15 protein-coding genes and 1 pseudogene are annotated in these 16,134 nt (G+C 66.5%); 8 read left to right on the top strand and 8 right to left on the bottom strand.

The window, feature by feature from the left end; genetic code table 11:
• Position 1: 1 nt before the first annotated feature.
• The 3 genes from AC1DY7_RS11370 to AC1DY7_RS11360 form a co-directional block, all read right to left on the bottom strand.
• On the bottom strand, positions 2-1,090 hold the full coding sequence (locus AC1DY7_RS11370; RefSeq protein WP_477493771.1) for an acyl-CoA dehydrogenase family protein: 1,089 nt from the start codon (positions 1,088-1,090) through the stop codon (positions 2-4).
• A complete protein-coding gene (locus AC1DY7_RS11365) occupies positions 1,077-1,964 on the bottom strand; it encodes an acyl-CoA dehydrogenase family protein (protein WP_477493770.1) in 888 nt (295 codons plus the stop codon). Before AC1DY7_RS11365 ends, AC1DY7_RS11370 begins: the two co-directional genes overlap by 14 nt.
• Before the next feature lie 71 nt (positions 1,965-2,035).
• Positions 2,036-3,100 carry a phosphotransferase family protein gene (locus AC1DY7_RS11360; RefSeq protein WP_477493769.1) on the bottom strand — a complete coding sequence of 355 codons (1,065 nt, stop codon included), beginning with the start codon at positions 3,098-3,100 and terminating at the stop codon, positions 2,036-2,038.
• 81 nt (positions 3,101-3,181) lie between these two features.
• Here AC1DY7_RS11360 and AC1DY7_RS11355 point away from each other — a divergent pair, with 81 nt between their 5' ends.
• From AC1DY7_RS11355 to AC1DY7_RS11340, 4 genes are all read left to right on the top strand, one after another.
• Positions 3,182-5,665: a glycogen/starch/alpha-glucan phosphorylase gene (locus AC1DY7_RS11355; protein ID WP_477493768.1), complete on the top strand. Its 2,484-nt coding sequence runs from the start codon at positions 3,182-3,184 to the stop codon at positions 5,663-5,665.
• A 10-nt stretch (positions 5,666-5,675) separates the two neighbouring features.
• Positions 5,676-8,045, top strand: coding sequence for a phosphoketolase family protein (locus AC1DY7_RS11350; RefSeq protein WP_477493767.1), 2,370 nt, complete (start codon positions 5,676-5,678; stop codon positions 8,043-8,045).
• A 64-nt stretch (positions 8,046-8,109) separates the two neighbouring features.
• Complete coding sequence (locus AC1DY7_RS11345; RefSeq protein ID WP_477493766.1) at positions 8,110-8,574, top strand: DUF1942 domain-containing protein; 465 nt, start codon at positions 8,110-8,112, stop codon at positions 8,572-8,574.
• A 26-nt stretch (positions 8,575-8,600) separates the two neighbouring features.
• Positions 8,601-8,927, top strand: a complete 327-nt coding sequence (locus AC1DY7_RS11340; RefSeq protein ID WP_477493765.1) for a hypothetical protein — start codon at positions 8,601-8,603, stop codon at positions 8,925-8,927.
• A 12-nt stretch (positions 8,928-8,939) separates the two neighbouring features.
• Here the strand turns inward: AC1DY7_RS11340 and AC1DY7_RS11335 are convergent, their stop codons facing one another.
• On the bottom strand, positions 8,940-9,674 hold the full coding sequence (locus tag AC1DY7_RS11335; protein WP_477493764.1) for an SDR family NAD(P)-dependent oxidoreductase: 735 nt from the start codon (positions 9,672-9,674) through the stop codon (positions 8,940-8,942).
• Between the two features lie 121 nt (positions 9,675-9,795).
• On the opposite strand from AC1DY7_RS11335, the gene AC1DY7_RS11330 reads away from it, so the two are divergent.
• Positions 9,796-10,371: a TetR/AcrR family transcriptional regulator gene (locus AC1DY7_RS11330; protein ID WP_477493763.1), complete on the top strand. Its 576-nt coding sequence runs from the start codon at positions 9,796-9,798 to the stop codon at positions 10,369-10,371.
• A 12-nt stretch (positions 10,372-10,383) separates the two neighbouring features.
• Here AC1DY7_RS11330 and AC1DY7_RS11325 read toward each other — a convergent pair whose 3' ends face one another.
• The 3 genes from AC1DY7_RS11325 to AC1DY7_RS11315 all read right to left on the bottom strand — a co-directional run bounded on the left by AC1DY7_RS11325 (position 10,384) and on the right by AC1DY7_RS11315 (position 12,671).
• The gene (locus AC1DY7_RS11325; protein WP_477493762.1) at positions 10,384-11,463 is read right to left on the bottom strand and encodes a PE-PPE domain-containing protein; all 1,080 of its coding nucleotides are present in this window, start codon (positions 11,461-11,463) and stop codon (positions 10,384-10,386) included.
• A gap of 259 nt (positions 11,464-11,722) precedes the next feature.
• Positions 11,723-11,899, bottom strand: a complete 177-nt coding sequence (locus AC1DY7_RS11320) for a hypothetical protein (RefSeq protein ID WP_477493761.1) — start codon at positions 11,897-11,899, stop codon at positions 11,723-11,725.
• The gene (locus AC1DY7_RS11315) at positions 11,892-12,671 is read right to left on the bottom strand and encodes an endonuclease/exonuclease/phosphatase family protein (protein WP_477493760.1); all 780 of its coding nucleotides are present in this window, start codon (positions 12,669-12,671) and stop codon (positions 11,892-11,894) included. The genes AC1DY7_RS11320 and AC1DY7_RS11315 overlap by 8 nt, the downstream gene beginning before the upstream one ends.
• 194 nt (positions 12,672-12,865) lie before the next feature.
• Between AC1DY7_RS11315 and AC1DY7_RS11310 the strand changes: the two genes are divergently transcribed.
• Both AC1DY7_RS11310 and AC1DY7_RS11305 read left to right on the top strand, forming a co-directional pair.
• On the top strand, positions 12,866-13,576 hold the full coding sequence (locus tag AC1DY7_RS11310; protein ID WP_477493759.1) for an Abi-alpha family protein: 711 nt from the start codon (positions 12,866-12,868) through the stop codon (positions 13,574-13,576).
• Positions 13,573-14,808 carry a DUF445 domain-containing protein gene (locus tag AC1DY7_RS11305; RefSeq protein WP_477493758.1) on the top strand — a complete coding sequence of 412 codons (1,236 nt, stop codon included), beginning with the start codon at positions 13,573-13,575 and terminating at the stop codon, positions 14,806-14,808. The genes AC1DY7_RS11310 and AC1DY7_RS11305 overlap by 4 nt, the downstream gene beginning before the upstream one ends.
• Here the strand turns inward: AC1DY7_RS11305 and AC1DY7_RS11300 are convergent.
• The gene (locus tag AC1DY7_RS11300) at positions 14,786-15,658 is read right to left on the bottom strand and encodes a polysaccharide deacetylase family protein (protein ID WP_477493757.1); all 873 of its coding nucleotides are present in this window, start codon (positions 15,656-15,658) and stop codon (positions 14,786-14,788) included. The two genes, AC1DY7_RS11305 and AC1DY7_RS11300, sit on opposite strands and share 23 nt — an antisense overlap.
• Before the next feature lie 60 nt (positions 15,659-15,718).
• Between AC1DY7_RS11300 and AC1DY7_RS11295 the strand changes: the two are divergent.
• A pseudogene (locus tag AC1DY7_RS11295) lies at positions 15,719-16,072 on the top strand (MerR family transcriptional regulator); the annotation flags it as partial.
• Between the last annotated feature and the right edge of the window lie 62 nt (positions 16,073-16,134).

Genomic DNA, 16,134 nt, shown 5'->3' with positions numbered 1-16,134 from the left:
GTCAAACCGCCATTCTCAGGATTCGGCCAGCGATGATGTTCTTCTGGATCTGGGAGGTGCCGCCCATGACACTCTGGGAGCGGCTGTACAGGTAGGTGCTGAAGAGGTCGGCGTCGGCGGTGCCGGTCTGCGCCAGCACGGCATGCCCCACCGACTGCTCGACCCAGGTCATGAGCAGTTTGTCGATGGATCCTTCCGGGCCGTGTGAGATGCCGTCCAGCTGTTCGGACAGCCGGCGGCGCACATGCTGGCGTAGCACCTGCACCTGCACCGTCGCCCAGGCCAATTCATCGCTGTGCTCGCCGGTTCCCTTGCGGGCCAGCTGATTCACGGTCTTCTCGTAGCGCGCCGCATATCCCAGCGTGGACGGCTCGCGTTCGTGGCCGACGACGGTCATCGCCAGCGCCCAGCCGTCGCCGGGGTTGCCGACCATCTGGCTGGCGGGCACCCGCGCGCCGTCGAAGAGGACCTGACCGAACTCGTTGCTGACACCGTTGATCATCTGCAGCGGCCGTTGTTCGATGCCGGGCTGGTGCATGTTGACCAGGAACGCCGAAATACCCTTGTGCCGCTTGACGTCTTTGTCGGTGCGGGCCAGCAGTAGGCACCAGTCGGCGACGTCGGAGTAGCTGGTCCAGATCTTGTGCCCGTTGATGACGTACTCGTCACCGTCCAGGGTGGCCGTGGTGGTCAGCGAGGCGAGGTCTGACCCGGCGCCGGGCTCGGAGAAGCCCTGGCACCACCGTTCGGTGCCGTCGATCATGCCGGGCAGGAAGCGCTGCTGCACCTCCTTGCTCGCGTGCCGTCCCAGTCCGGTCACCAGGTAGCCCAGGCTGGGCCGCGGCGGCGCGCCGGCGCGGGCCAGCTCCTCGTCGACTATCACGTCGTAGACCGGGGGCAGCTCGAGGCCGCCGAATTCCTTGGGCCAGGTGGCACCGAAAAAGCCTGCAGCATGCAGGGATTGGTGCCATTCGCCTTGGCGTGCCCAGTACTCCTGCGTCGACTTGGGGAAGTTCGGGGCCTGTTCGGTCAGCCAGGCCCGCAGCCGCTCACGGAACGCCGACTCCGGCGCCGAGTCACGAAAGTCCAACGGAGATCTCCTTCAACGACACCGGCCACAGGCCGGTGGACACCAGCACCCGGCGCAGGTAGACGTGCGCCAGGCATTCCCAGGTGTTGCCGATACCGCCGTGCACCTGGATGGAGGTCTCGCACACGGTGTGTGCGGATTTGGCGCAGTACACCTTGGCCACCCGGGCGGCCTCCAGTGCGACGGCCGGCTCTTCTTCGTCGACCGCCCAGGCGGCGTAGCGCAGGATGCTGATCGAGCCTTCGATGAGAACGAGGCTCTCGGCGAGCAGGTGCGCGATGGCCTGATATGACCCGATCGCCTTGCCGTACTGCTCGCGCATCTTCGCGTAGTCCGCCGCCAGATCGAGGGTGCCGCGAGCGGCGCCGAGGATGTCGGCGGCGGTGACCACCAGGGCCAGGGCGTGCGCGCGGGTGGCCCTGTCGGCGTCCAACTCGCCGGCCGCAGTGCTCGACCCGGCCACCGCGGCCTGCCGCCGGCTCAGGTCCACGCTCTCGACAGCCGCCTCAAGCTCGACGGTCGCCACGGCCGTCCCGTCCAGAACCGCACCGGCGGTGATGCCGCGGGCGTCGGGGGCGATGTCTCCGAAGACGATGGTGGCTCCCGAAACACCCAGATCGTCGGCCAGCACCGGACCCAGGAACGGCACGTCGACGAGCCTGCGGCCGAACTCCTCGGCCACCAGGGCGACCTCCACGCCGGAGGCGCCGTCGGAGCGCAGCGAACGCCAACCGGTGGCTGCGACCGTCTTCTCCAGGCGCGCGATCCGCGACGTGTCGTCGAGCTCACCGACCGCGCCAGGGCCGAGATCGTCGGCCAGTTTCGCGGCCGCGTCCCGCAGTTGTTGCTGCTCACTGGTCAGCCGAACGTCCATGAGAGGACCCTATCCTTTCTGGAGAATCCGATTCTCTTCAGGCCAGAACTTTACTACCAGGTGGTCCGATTTCACAGCCCGCCGGGCGCCGTTCCAGCCAGAGCCCATGCACGTTCGGCCAGGCCGCGGTAGCGGCTGCGGAACAGATCGGTGCCCGCCCTCGCGTCGGCGGCGTTGCCGTCCAGCCCGCGCCTCCACACCCCGGCCACGATCGAGGCCAGCCGGAACATCGAGAAGACGACATAGATGTTGAGGTCCTGCGGGACGTCCACGCCGGCGTGGCGGCAATAACTGGCGACGAACTCGCTCTCGGTCGGGATGCCGGTGCCGGTCAGATCCTCACCGGCCACCCCGGTCAGCGGATCACCGTCGCCGGGCAGGTGATAGGTCATGGCCGCATAGCCCAGATCGGCCAGCGGATGGCCGATGGTGGCCAGTTCCCAATCCAGCACCGCCACGATCCGCGGTTCGGTGGGGTGCAGCAGCACGTTGCCCAGTCGGTAGTCGCCGTGTGCGATCGTCGCCCGGCCGTCGGACGGCAGATGCGCGGGAAGCCAGGCCGCCAACCGCTCCATGTCCGGGCATTCCTCCACCTTGACCGCCGCCCAGGACCGGGTCCACAGCGCCACCTGACGGGCCAGGTAGCCGTCGGGCCTGCCGAAGTCCGCGAGTCCGGCCGCGCGCCAGTCCACGCCGTGCAATCGGGCCAGCACGCGGGCCAGGTCCTCATAGACCGCGGCCCGCTCGGCCGGCGTGCCGTCCCGCAGCACCCGGTCCGGGAAGATCCGGCCCTGCACGTGGTCCATCACGAAGAACGGCGTGCCGATGACGGTGTCGTCCTCGCACATCAATCGCATGCCCGGCACCGGTACCCCGGACCCGGCCAGCGCCGCCATCACCCGGTACTCGCGGCCGACGTCATGGGCGCGCGGCAACAAGACCCCGGGCGGCTTCTTGCGAAGCACGAATTCTCCTGCGCCCGTGCGCAAGTGGAAGGTCGGATTGCTCTGCCCGCCCTGGAACTGGTGGATGTCCAGCGGGCCGCCGATCCCGTGCGCATTCAGATACCGGCCGAGGGCGTCCTCGTCGATGCGGTGCTGCGGCAGGACGTCGACGAGCTCGGGTACACCGGACATGCCCGCAGCGTCTCATATCCGTTCACCCGTCCGACGCTCATTGCGCGCGCGATGTGCACGCTCCCCTGCGAGACTTCTTCCATGACCGATCTTGACGCGCCCTCCCCCACCTCCGAGCGTGCCCGCACCGGCCTGTCGTCCGATGCCCTGCGCCGCGCGATCATCGACCACGTGCGGTACTCGATCGGTCGTCCCGCCGCCGCGCTGCGTCCCGAGCACTACTACCGGGCGCTGGCGCTCGCCGTGCGGGACCGCATGCAGGACAATCGGGTTGCCTCCACCCAGACGTCCCTTGACCTGGGCAGCAAGGTCACCTGCTACCTGTCCGCGGAATTCCTGATGGGCCCGCAGCTGGGCGCCAATCTGCTCAACCTCGGCATCGAGAGCGCCGCCCGCGACGCACTCGCCGAACTCGGGCAGGACATCGACGAGGTCCTGGCATGTGAAGAGGAGCCCGGCCTGGGCAACGGCGGACTCGGCCGCCTGGCTGCCTGCTACCTGGACTCGCTGGCCACCCTGTCGCGCCCCGCCATCGGCTACGGCATCCGCTACGAGTTCGGCATCTTCGACCAGGAGATCCACGACGGCTGGCAGGTCGAGAAGACCGACAACTGGCTGGTCAACGGAAACCCTTGGGAGATCGCCAAACCCGATGTGCACTACCCGGTGTTGTGGGGCGGGCACAGCGAGCGCTACGCCGACGACGCCGGCGTGCAGCGCGTGCGCTGGATCCCCAGCCGCATCATCCAGGGCGTCGCCTACGACACCCCGATCCAGGGCTACGGCGTCAAGACGTGCAACGTGCTCACCCTCTGGAGCGCGCGGGCCGTGCAGTCGTTCGCGCTGGAAGCCTTCAACACCGGTGACTACTACAAGGCGGTCGAGGAGGAGGTCACCTCCGAGACCGTCACCAAGGTGCTGTACCCGAACGACGAGCCCGAGGTGGGCAAGCGGCTGCGCCTGCTGCAGCAGTACTTCTTCGTGTCCTGCTCGCTGCAGCATGTGCTGCACATCATGGACGACCTGGCCGATGCGTCGGTCCTGGACCTTCCCAAGCGGTTCGCCCTCCAGCTCAACGACACCCACCCCTCGATCGGTGTCGCCGAGCTGATGCGCCTGCTGGTCGACGAGCGCCGGCTGGACTGGGATCAGGCCTGGGCCATCACTGTCGCCACCTTCGGTTACACCAACCACACCCTGCTGCCCGAGGCGCTGGAGAAGTGGTCGCTGGGACTTTTCGGCGAGAGCCTGCCGCGCCATCTGGAGATCATCTACGAGATCAACCGCCGTTTCCTGGACGAGGTACGGGCGAAGTTCCCCGGCGACGAGGACCGGGTGCGCCGGATGTCGCTGATCGGCGAAGAGGGCGGCCAGACCGTCAAGATGGCCTACCTCGCCACCGTCGGCAGCCACGCGATCAACGGCGTCGCCGCGCTGCACTCCGAGCTGCTCAAGGAGAGCGTGCTCAAGGACTTCTTCGAGCTGTGGCCGGAGCGCTTCTCCAACAAGACCAACGGCGTCACGCCCCGGCGCTTCGTGGCACTGTCCAACCCGGGACTGCGTGCGCTGCTGGATCGCACCGTCGGTGACGGGTGGCTGACCCACCTGGACCGGCTGCGCGGCCTGGAGCCCTTCGCCGACGACGCCGGCTTCCGGCAGGAATGGCGCGATGTCAAGCGCGCCAACAAGGCTCGGCTCGCCGAGTTCGTCCTCGCCGAGACGGGCGTCGAGCTGGACCCAGCCTGGTTGTTCGACATCCAGGTCAAGCGGATCCACGAGTACAAGCGCCAGCACCTCAACGTGCTCAACATCGTCACCCAGTACCTGCGCCTCAAGAAGAATCCGGGGATGGAGATCGCGCCACGGGCATTCATCTTCGGGGGCAAGGCCGCGCCGGGCTACTTCCTGGCCAAGCGGATCATCAAGCTGATCACCGCCGTCGGCGACATGGTCAACTACGACCCGGACGTCAACCGCTACATGAAGGTGGTGTTCCTGCCCAACTTCAACGTGCAGAACGCCCACTTGATCTACCCGGCCGCCAACCTCTCCGAGCAGATCTCCACCGCCGGCAAGGAAGCCTCGGGCACCGGCAACATGAAGTTCATGATGAACGGCGCGCTGACCATCGGCACCCTCGACGGCGCCAACGTCGAGATCCGCGAAGAGGCGGGCGCGGAGAACTTCTTCCTGTTCGGGCTCACCGTGGATGAGGTCGAGGCGCTCCAGCGCGAGGGCTACCGGCCGTCGGACTACGTCGAGGGCAACCCGGAACTGGCCGCCGTGCTCGATCTGATTGCCGGGGGCCACTTCTCACACGGTGACGCCGAGGTGTTCCGCCCGCTGGTCGACAACCTGCGCTACGACGATCCTTTCCTCGTGCTCGCGGATTACGCGTCCTATGTCGAGTGCCAGGACCGCGTGAGTGCCGCGTGGAAGGACCGCGACGCGTGGTCACGCATGTCCATCCTGAACACCGCCCGCAGCGGTAAGTTCTCCTCGGACCGGGCCATCGAGGAATACTGCGACGACATCTGGGGTGTCCGTCCGGTCAACGTGGGGTAAGCCGGTATCCATGACCACCATCACCGCCCCACTCTCGGATGCCGAGCTCGCTCGGCTGGATGCGTACTGGCGGGCCGCCAACTACCTGTCGGTCGGCCAGATCTATCTGCTGGACAACCCGCTGCTGCGTGAACCCCTGCAGCCCGAACACGTCAAACCGCGACTGTTGGGGCATTGGGGCACCACCCCGGGGCTGAACCTGCTCTACGCGCACCTGAACCGGGTGATCCGGCACCGCGACTCCGATGTCGTGTTCATCACCGGGCCGGGGCACGGCGGTCCGGGTCTGGTGGCCAACACCTACCTGGAGGGCACCTACAGCGAGGTGTACACCAGCATCGGCCAGGACGCCGACGGGCTGCGAAAGCTGTTCCGCCAGTTCTCGTTTCCGGGTGGCATCCCGAGTCACGTCGCGGCCGAGACCCCGGGGTCGATCCACGAGGGCGGGGAGCTCGGCTACGCCCTGGTGCATGCGTTCGGGGCGGCCTTCGACAATCCCGATCTGGTGGTGGCGGCTGTGGTCGGCGACGGCGAGGCCGAGACGGGACCCCTGGCGGCCAGTTGGCATTCGAACAAGTTCCTCGATCCGGTCCGTGACGGCGCGGTGTTGCCGATTCTGCACCTCAACGGCTACAAGATCGCCAATCCCACTGTGCTGGCACGAATTCCACAGCAGGAGCTGGAGTCGCTGTTCACCGGCTACGGTTACATGCCGATCACCGTGTCCGGTGATGATCCGGCCGCCGTGCACCAGGAGTTGGCCGCGGCCCTGGACGACGCGTTCGACCAGATCGCCGCCATCCAGCGGGCCGCGCGGATCGACGGTGAGACCGGCCGGCCGCTGTGGCCGATGATCATCCTGCGCACCCCGAAAGGCTGGACCGGTCCGGCGACGGTGGACGGCGTCAAGGTGGAGGGCACCTGGCGGGCCCACCAGGTGCCGCTGGCCGAGACACGGACCAACGCCGAGCATCTGGCGGCCCTGGAAACCTGGTTGCGCAGTTACCGTCCCGAGGAACTGTTCGACGACGGCGGGGCGCTGCTACCCGAACTGCGCGCGCTGGCCCCCGAGGGAACCCGCCGGATGGGCGCCAACCCGCACGCCAACGGCGGCGTCCTGCTGCGTGATCTCGACCTGCCCTCGTTGCACGACTATGCGGTCGAGGTCGACGCGCCGGCCACCGAGTCCGCGGAGGCCACCCGGGTGCTCGGCACCTTCCTGCGGGATGTGATCGCGCGCAATCCGGACAACTTCCGCCTGATGGGGCCCGACGAGACCGCGTCCAATCGGTTGTCGGCGGTGTTCGAGACCACCGACAAGGCCTGGCTGGCGGAGATCTCGGAGGACGACGAGCACCTCGCGCCGAACGGGCGGGTCATGGAGGTGCTGTCCGAACATCTGTGCCAGGGTTGGCTGGAGGGCTACCTGCTCACCGGGCGGCACGGATTGTTCAGCTGCTACGAGGCCTTCGTGCACATCGTCGATTCGATGGTCAACCAGCACGCGAAGTGGCTGACCAGCAGCTCGCACCTGGAGTGGCGGCGGCCGGTCGCTTCGCTGAATTACCTTCTGACATCCCATGTCTGGCGCCAGGATCACAACGGGGCGTCGCATCAGGACCCCGGGTTCATCGACCATGTCGCCAACAAGCGACCCGAGGTGGTCCGGGTGTATCTGCCGCCGGACGCGAACACGCTGCTGTCCATCGGTGATCACTGCCTGCGCAGCCGCCACTATGTCAATGTCATCGTGGCGGGCAAGCAGCCCGCACCGACCTACCTGACCATGGACGAGGCAATCGCGCACTGCACGCGCGGGGCCGGTATCTGGGAGTGGGCCAGCACCTGCAGAACCGGGGCGCCGGACGTGGTGCTGGCCTGCGCCGGTGACGTGCCCACGCTGGAGACCCTGGCCGCCGCCGACATCCTGCGCCGCCGGTTGCCCGACCTCGGGGTGCGGGTGGTCAACGTCGTCGACATCATGCGGCTGCAGCCCGAATCCGAACATCCGCACGGGCTGCCGGATCACGAGTTCGACGCGCTGTTCACCACGGACAAGCCGATCATCTTCGCCTACCACGGTTATCCGTGGCTGATCCACCGCCTCACCTACCGGCACGCCAACCACGATCAGCTGCACGTACGCGGGTTCAAGGAGCGCGGCACCACCACCACGCCGTTCGACATGGTGATGCTCAACGACCTTGATCGCTTCCATCTTGTGATGGACGTCATAGACCGCGTTCCGGGGTTGGGCAGCTCGGCGGCTGGGCTGCGTCAGGAGATGGTCGACGCACGTCTGGCGGCGAAACGCTATACCCGCGAACACGGCGAGGACGACCCGGCGATCACCGGCTGGACCTGGGCACGCGACATCTGACGTTTCCCTCTCCGTGGGCCCGGGTAGTCGACTGTGGTCCGAACCCCCAAGGAGAGGAAAATTTATGCGTGCCAAAACGATCGCCGGGGCCGCCGGTACCACCTTCGCCACCGTGTCGCTGGCAGTACTGACAGCGGCGGCGGCAGGAGCCGCGCCGGCCAGCGAAAGTTACGGCAACCAGCAGAAGGTCGACGGTGCAGGCGGCGCAGTGACCGCGTGGACGGTCGACCAACTGCACCCGAGCACCGACACCCTGTCGGTCCCGGTCAGCGGCACCCTCTATGAGGCCACCGCCACCGTGCAGGCTGTCCAGGGCACCGCGACACCGGTGGTGACCGACTTCAATGCGCGCACCGCCGCCGGCGCCGATTACCGCGCCGTGCCCGCACCGACCGCGACAGGGGTCAACCCGACGCCGTTGCAGACCGGGGCGAGCAACACCGGCAAGATCTACTTCGACGTCACCGGACCCGCGCCCGAGAGCGTGGTCTACAACAACGGTGGCCAGGATCTGTTGATCTGGAAGTGATCTGAGTAATGAATAGGGAGGTTGCCATGGCGTCATCCGGTTCGTCGGCGTCGCACAGATCGGCGGTCGTGAACTGGGTGCTCGCCGTGGCAACCATCCCCGCTGCGGCCGCGGTGGTCGGGTTTGCCTACATGCAGGTACTCGGCACCGCGGGCTGCACCCAACCCGACTGCACCAGTCTCAACTCGCTCGGATTCAGCCTGATTCAGTACGGAGTGCCCGCCGTCGCGGGCTTGGCCGTGGTGTTGTCGTTCATCACCGCGCGCCGGCGCGGCGGTGTGCTGGTCCCCCTGGCAGCGTTCGCTGTCATCGCGGTCGCGGTGATCGTCCTGATCCTCACGTTCCCGCACTAGCGCCCGAACCGCTCAGATCGCCGACGTGCCACCGTCGACAACCAGTTCCACACCATTGACGTAGCTCGAGTCGTCCGAGGCCAGGAACAACGCTGTCGACGCGATCTCCTCTGGGCGGCCCATCTCGCCTCGTGGGATCAGCGCCTCGAACTGCGCCTTCGTCGCCTCGTCGAACAACTCCTCCTGCTTCTTCGTGGCGACCTGGCCCGGGGTCAGCACGTTGACCCGGATCTTCCTGTCCTTCAACTCGGACACCCACACCCGGGCGTAAGCGACCAGCACGGCCTTACTCGCCGCGTAGACGCTCCACTCGGGATACCCCTTGAGCGACGCGTTCGACCCGGTCATGAAGATCGAACCGCCGTCATTGAACAGCGGCAGCGCCTTCTGCACCGTGAACAGGGTGCCACGCGCGTTCAGCCCGAACGTGGCGTCGAAGTGTTCCTCGGTGATCTCGCCGAGCCTGCCCTGCTCACCGGTCCCCGCGCTTGCCCACAACACATCGATAGCCCCCTTATCCCGTCGGACCGTGTCGAACAAGCGATCCAGATCGTCCAGGTTGGCCGAATCACCCTGCACGCCAGTCGCATTCCGGCCGATCTGCGCGACGGCGTCGTCCACCGCATCAAGGCTGCGACCCGTGATGAAGACGTGGGCTCCCTCGTCGACGAACAACTTGGCACCAGCGAGCGCCAAACCACTTGTCGCTCCGGTGATCACCGCAACCTTGCCATCGAGCTTTCCCACGACTAACCCCATTCCATCGTCAGTTTTATGTACACCGCTCTGCGTACTTAACGTAACGGACGAATCCGGCGAGCACAAGCTATGCACACCGATCAGTACCCAACTCGGTTACGCTGAGCGCATGACGGAGTTGGCGAAGGGGCCCCGAGGGTTACGCCGGGGCCGGGGCGCACGCGAACGCATCCTGTGCGCGTCCCAACAGCTGTTCCGAGATCGAGGTATCAACAACACGGGCATGGACCAACTCTGCGCGGCAGCGCAGGTATCCAAGCGCACGTTCTACCAGCACTTCTCCGGCAAAGACGAGTTGATCACCGAGTACTTGCGCCAGTTCGATCCCGACGTGCTGCCCGAGGTGTTCGACCGCACCGACCTGACACCCCGCGAACGACTGCTCGCCGCCTTCGACCTTCACGGGACCCTGTGCCCGTTCATCGCCGCCGCCGTCGAGATCCCTGACCCCGACCACCCGGCACGCATCCAGGCCCGCGACTACAAGACGGCCTTCGCCGCACGGCTCACCGAGACCGCCCGCGAAGCCGGCGCGACCGACCCCGAACAGCTCGGCGAACAACTCGCCCTGCTCCTCGACGGCGTCTCGGCCCGCAACCGGGTGCTCAACACCGACAACTTCGCCACCGCCCCCGCGATCGCCGCCGTCCTCATCGACAACGCCATCCCGAGGGCAGCCCCATAGCCAGACCCGGTGTCAGTCGGCAGATTGACGGGCTTCGTGCGCACCGGATTCCGACGTAGCGTCGGAGTCCGGCTTCGGATCCGCGGTCGCGTCCGGAGCCTTCGCGGCCGGCGCGGATACGGCATCCGGTTCATGCCGCGGCTTGGGCGAAGTGGACCGCGTGCCCGGCCGGTGCCACCGGCGCGACGGAGTTTTTGCCGGTTCGGAGGATTCCGGCGCCGCGGTGTCGGTCGCCTCGGCGGCCGTCACGGGCGTTGTGTCGGCGGCGCGCGCGGAGGCCTTGGAGCTCACCTTCGAAGGCGAATCATTCTGTACTGCAGGCTTTCCGGTGTCCTCGGTGGTGGCGGCGGCTGCCGGCTCGTTTTCGGGCCCCGCATCCGGCGCGTCGACCCGGCCGGATTCGGACGGATACGCGGCCTTGACGAACGGTGTGAAAAAGGTGTTCAAGCCGTCGACGAATCGCTTGTCGACCCCCAGATTGCGAAGCGGCTGCAGCAGCGGCAGATTCGGTTGCCGCACCAGGTAATAACTGGTGACACCGCCCGCATCGTTCGGCACGCGCGTGATGTCGGACTCCGGGATGTCGTCGAGGTCCACCTTGCTGTACCCGCCGTGAAAATAGACGGCACCGAGAATGGCGTTCAGCCCCGCCAGCACGCGCAACGGATTCTTCGGGTAGCGCGCGATTCCGTCGTATTCGTAGGCGACGTCGATGACGTCGTACGGGCTGGCCGGCTGCAGGCCGCCGGTGTACGTGGTGCCCAGGATGTTGGTGCCATGAGGCAGCAAACTAAGGAAACCACCGGGCCTGCCCGGATTCGCGGTAAGGATGAAGGTGATCTGCCCCGGCCCCGGCGCGCCGGTCGTCGCCGCCAAGGACTGTGCCGCGAGACTCGCGATATAGGCGCTCTGCGAGTAGCCGAAGACGATGATCGAGCCATCGGTCGCGGCGATTGCGTCGAGGAGACTCTGCTCCCCCTCTGCGACCGAATCATCCCACGGCAGCGCTCCGACCAGCGGCCACCACTCCGCCGGAGTCGTGACCGGAACCAGCGTGCTGCCAGCAAGAATGCCGTCCAGCGCGTTCTCCATCTGCCACTCGCTCGGTGTCGACTGAGCGGTGCCGCCCATCACCAACGCTGTCGATTCGGCCTCGGCCGAAGGGAGATTCGCAGTTCCCAGGAGAGTCAGGGTGGCCAGCACCGCGGTCGCACGCCGGGCCTGAAGAATCCGCATAGGCGCAGTTTTTATTCACGCGCGTCAATTATGCAACCCCTGCCGCCGGAAATTCCGTCGCTCAACTGACGTCGACGTCCACATTCAGCAAGGATTCATCCGCCTGTGACTGAACTCACAGTTCTCGATCGGCCCGCGCCTCGGCGCCGGACTCCTCCGTGTCGATCGCGTCGTCGGGGGTGGTGCGCCCTACGTACGCGCCGTCGCAGTCGTCGCTCGCCCGACTCGTCGCGACATTCGGGTCCCCGGCGACGTCCTCCCCGGACCTGTCCTCTGCACGATGTCTACCCATCAGTCTTCTCCTCCGATTTCCCGGTGTCACACGACGTCAATGCGTGTGCCGCCACTTCCAGGTCCACCACCAACGGCCGGTGGTCCGATATCGCCAATTGCGGTGTACCGCAACGCCGTGCCCGCAGGTGCGGATGGTCGGTCAGCACGTGGTCGAGTTGTCGGGTCGGCCGGTGAGCCGGAAACGTCGGCGTGGCGGCCAGCGACCGCAAGCTCGACCAGCGCTGCGCCGCCCTGGATGCCATGTTGAGGTCGCCCAGCACCATGCGGGGGCCAGGGAACGCCGCCAGATCACCGGACAGCCGCCGCAACTGGTAGCGATTCCAGCCCGGGACGTAACTGAGATGGGTGCCGGCCATGGTCAGCGTGCCCATCGGGGTGTCGAAGCGACCGGCCAGTGCGACCCGCGGTTCTTCGCCCGGCACGAACGGGATCCGGGGCAGGTAGACGACATGCCAGTCGCGCACCGGATACCGGGACAGCAGCGCCACTCCATAGGCAGCCGACCCCGGTTGCTCGGCCCCGGTGGCCGCAGCCCACACCGCGCCGGGCGTGCCGGAGATGGTCGCGGCGAAGCGGTGCGTCACCGCGCCCATGGCGTCCGCGGCCACCGCCGTCAGATCCGCACGAGCGGATCGGGGCTGATCGACGTCGACCTCCTGCAGGGCCAGGAGGTCGGCATCGAGGGACCGGATGCAGTCGGCGAAGGCCTGTACGTCGACGCCGCGGCCGGGTGTTCGTCCATGGAGGATGTTGAAGGTGGCTACCCGCATGGGGTACCGCATACCCAATCAGCGCCCTCGATATTGCTTCGGCACGCTGACCTGCACCTAAGCGCCGTGCTTAGTGTGTCGATTCACACGCCGCGGCACCGGCCGCCAATTAGGCTTTGCCCCGTAGTTGCTGGCAAGGTGGCGCCCAGCTGTGCCGTGCGCGGCACGTGGCAAACACGGGAAGGGTGCGCAGCATGAGCCTGGGGGGCTTGTTCTCCGGTGGCCGGCAACTCGTCGGCGACGGGTTGCAGTTCGTCGGCGGCGGACTGCAGCTGGTCGGACGCACCGTCAACCAGGTGCCACTGGCCAACGAGGTGTTGCCGCTGCTCGCGGACGTGGAACGCACAGTGGTGCGGGCGGTCCGCCAGCACCTGGAAGACCTCGATCCGCCCACCGCCGCGCTCACCGAGCAGGCTGACGAGGACGCACCCGTCACCCCGACCACGCTGCTGCGTGCCTTGCTCGACCGGTCCATGTACACCAGCCCCGACGGCAGCAGAGACGTGCTGTATCTGAATTTGCTGCAGTCACTTGTGCCCGATGAGGCCCGGATCTTGGCCGCCCTGTCGGACGGATCGGCCTACCCGGTGCTGCACATCGCCGAGCCCGGAGTGGGCAACACCCCGTCGTTCGTGTTGAAGAACGCGTCGACCATCGGGCGGCAGTCGGGTGTGTCGCTGCCCATGCACACACCGCTGTACCTGACCCGGATGCTCGCCCTGGGCCTGGTGCGGCTCGGACCCGAAGCCCCGTCGATGTACGACGAATACGAAATGCTGCAGACCGACAACACGGTGGCCACCGCACTGGGCCTGGCCCGCCGCGGGATCCGTGGCGCGCGGGTGATCCGCAGAACCGTGCACATCAGCGACCTGGGACTGGAACTGTGGGAGGCAGCCAAATGAATGAGATGTTCGAGCACGCGTTCTCCTACCCGTGGTGGGTGTATGTCACCATTCCCCTCGGTGCCGCGTTCGTCGGCTGGGTCACCAAGATCCTCGCCTTGAAGATGATGTTTTATCCGGTCGAATTCAAGGGCATCAAGCCCTACCTCGGTTGGCAAGGGCAGATCCCCAAGCGCGCGCCCAAAATGGCTGCGGTGGCGGTGGATTCGCTCACCTCGGGCATCCTGAAACCCGAGGAACTGTTCGACAAGATCGACCCCGACGAACTGGTGGCCGAACTCGGCGAACCGCTGCGCGAGGCGGCCGACGAGCTTGTCAACGCGATGATGATGTCGTTCCAGCCTCAGGTCTGGCGGGCCACACCCGATCAGGTCAAGAACCTCATCGTCAAGAACGTGGAGGGCCGCATCCCGTCGGCGGCCCGGGACATGTTCGGCGAGTTCCGTGGCCAGGTCGACCAGATCTTCGACATCAAGCACATGGTCATCACCAACCTGGTGCGCGACAAGGCGACGCTCAACACCGTGTTTCAGGACATCGGCAAGCCGGCCTTCAAGTTCCTGATCAGATCCGGTCTGTATTTCGGGTTCATCATCGGCCTGGTGCAGATGCTGGTGTTCGGATTCACGGGCTGGCACCTGGCGTTGCCGCTGTTCGGTCTGCTGACCGGTGGTCTCACCGACTACGTTGCCCTGCAGATGATCTTCCGGCCGTTGGAGCGAAAGACCGTGTTCCCCGGCATCAAGTGGCAGGGAGTCTTCCAGGCCGAGCGCGAACAGGTCATCAAGGGCTACGCCTCGCTGATGGCCCGCGAGATCTTCACTCCGAAGGCCATCATGGAAAGCCTGCTCACCGGGCCGATGTCGGACAAATTCTTCGACATCATCCAGACCGAGATCAGCAAGACCATCGACAGTCAGATGGGCTTCGCCGGCCGGGTGATCAATGCCGTGGGCGGTCGCCAATACCAGGACATGAAGCAGCAGATCGCCGACTCCATCATCGAGAAGCTCCCCGAGACGTCGTCCTATATCGAGGCGTACGCGGCCGAGCGCCTCGACCTGGAGAACGTGATGGTCGAGAAGATGATGGTGCTCGATTCGCAGTCCTACGAGAATCTGCTGCGGCCGGCGTTCAAGGACGACGAGTGGATCATCGTCGTACTCGGCGCTGCGCTGGGCTTCATCTGCGGTGAGATCCAGTCCCAGCTCATCCTGCTGGTGGCCGGCTGACCGCGCGCAGGTAGTGCGCGGCGATCTCGTCGCTGGTCGTCAGCCACACATCTGGCGCGCCTGCCAGGAATTCCAGGGCCTGGTCGAAGTACTTGTGCCGGAACGCCTGCCCGATCACGAACGGATGCAGCGCCAGAGCCAGCACCCGCCCGCCGGCCCGCGCGTCCCGGTGCAACTGCTCGTACTGGTCGATCACCATCTGGACGAATTCGGCTCCGGTGAAACCCTTTCCGAAGATCAACAGGTCGTTGAGCTCCACCGAGTACGGCACGCTCAACATTTCGGGCACGGTCAGCGGGTAGGGCTGGTCATCGTTGGTCCAGTCCAGCACATACTGATAGCCCAGTTCAGCCAGTAACTGCGGGGTGTGGTGGGTCTCGGTGAGTCCGGGCCCCATCCACCCCCGCGGCGGCCGTCCCGTCGCGTCGGTGATGGTGCGGGTGATCTCCCCCAGCACCCGGCGCTCCTCATCGACGGCAAGCCCGGTGTGCAGCGCCGAGTTGGTGCGCCCATGCGCCAGCCAGGCCCAGTCGCGGGCCACCCCGGCCTCGACGATCTGCCGATGATGCTCCACGACATCGGAATTCAGCAGTGCGCTGGCCCGCACGCCGTGGCGGTCCAGCGCCTCGATGGTCCGCCAGATCCCGACCCGCGCACCGTAATCGCGCCAGCCGTGATTGAGCGCATCGGGCGTGAGATCGGCGGTACCCGGCCAGATGCTGGTGGAGGGGAGATCCGGATGGAAGTACTCGATGTTGAGGCCGAGGTACACCGCCACCCTGGCGCCCCCCGGCCAGGCCAGCGGCGGGCGTTCGGTGACGGGGCTGTATTCGAACGGAACTGTGGTCATGGCGGCACCGTAGGACCTGACACCGGTGTCAGGGGCAACTCGTTTCGGTATAACGGCCATATGCGAATTGGGGAGCTGGCCCGGCGCACCGGGGTGAGCGAGCGGTCGTTGCGCTACTACGAGCAACACGGCCTGCTGGCCCCCACCAGGACACCGACGGGGCAGCGGGAGTACACCGAGCGCGCGGTCGACCGGGTGATCCACATCCAGGAGCTCTATGCCGCGGGCCTGCGCAGCAGCACCATCGCCGGCCTGCTGCCGTGTATGCGGGACACCGACGGCGGTCCGGCACCCGAGTCCACTCCGCGTCTGGTCGCCGAGCTGAACGCCGAACGGGAGCGGCTGGACCACTCCATCCGTGACCTCGCCACCTCCCGAGCGGTCCTCGACGACGTGATCGCCGCCGCGTCGGAAACACCGGGTAGTCCCTTGGCATCACCGTGCGCCGATCTCTTGAACCCACAGGACAGCACCGG

It is taken from the genome of Mycobacterium sp. P2_H7 (assembly GCF_056403275.1).
This window is presented reverse-complemented; position numbering and strand designations above follow the sequence as displayed.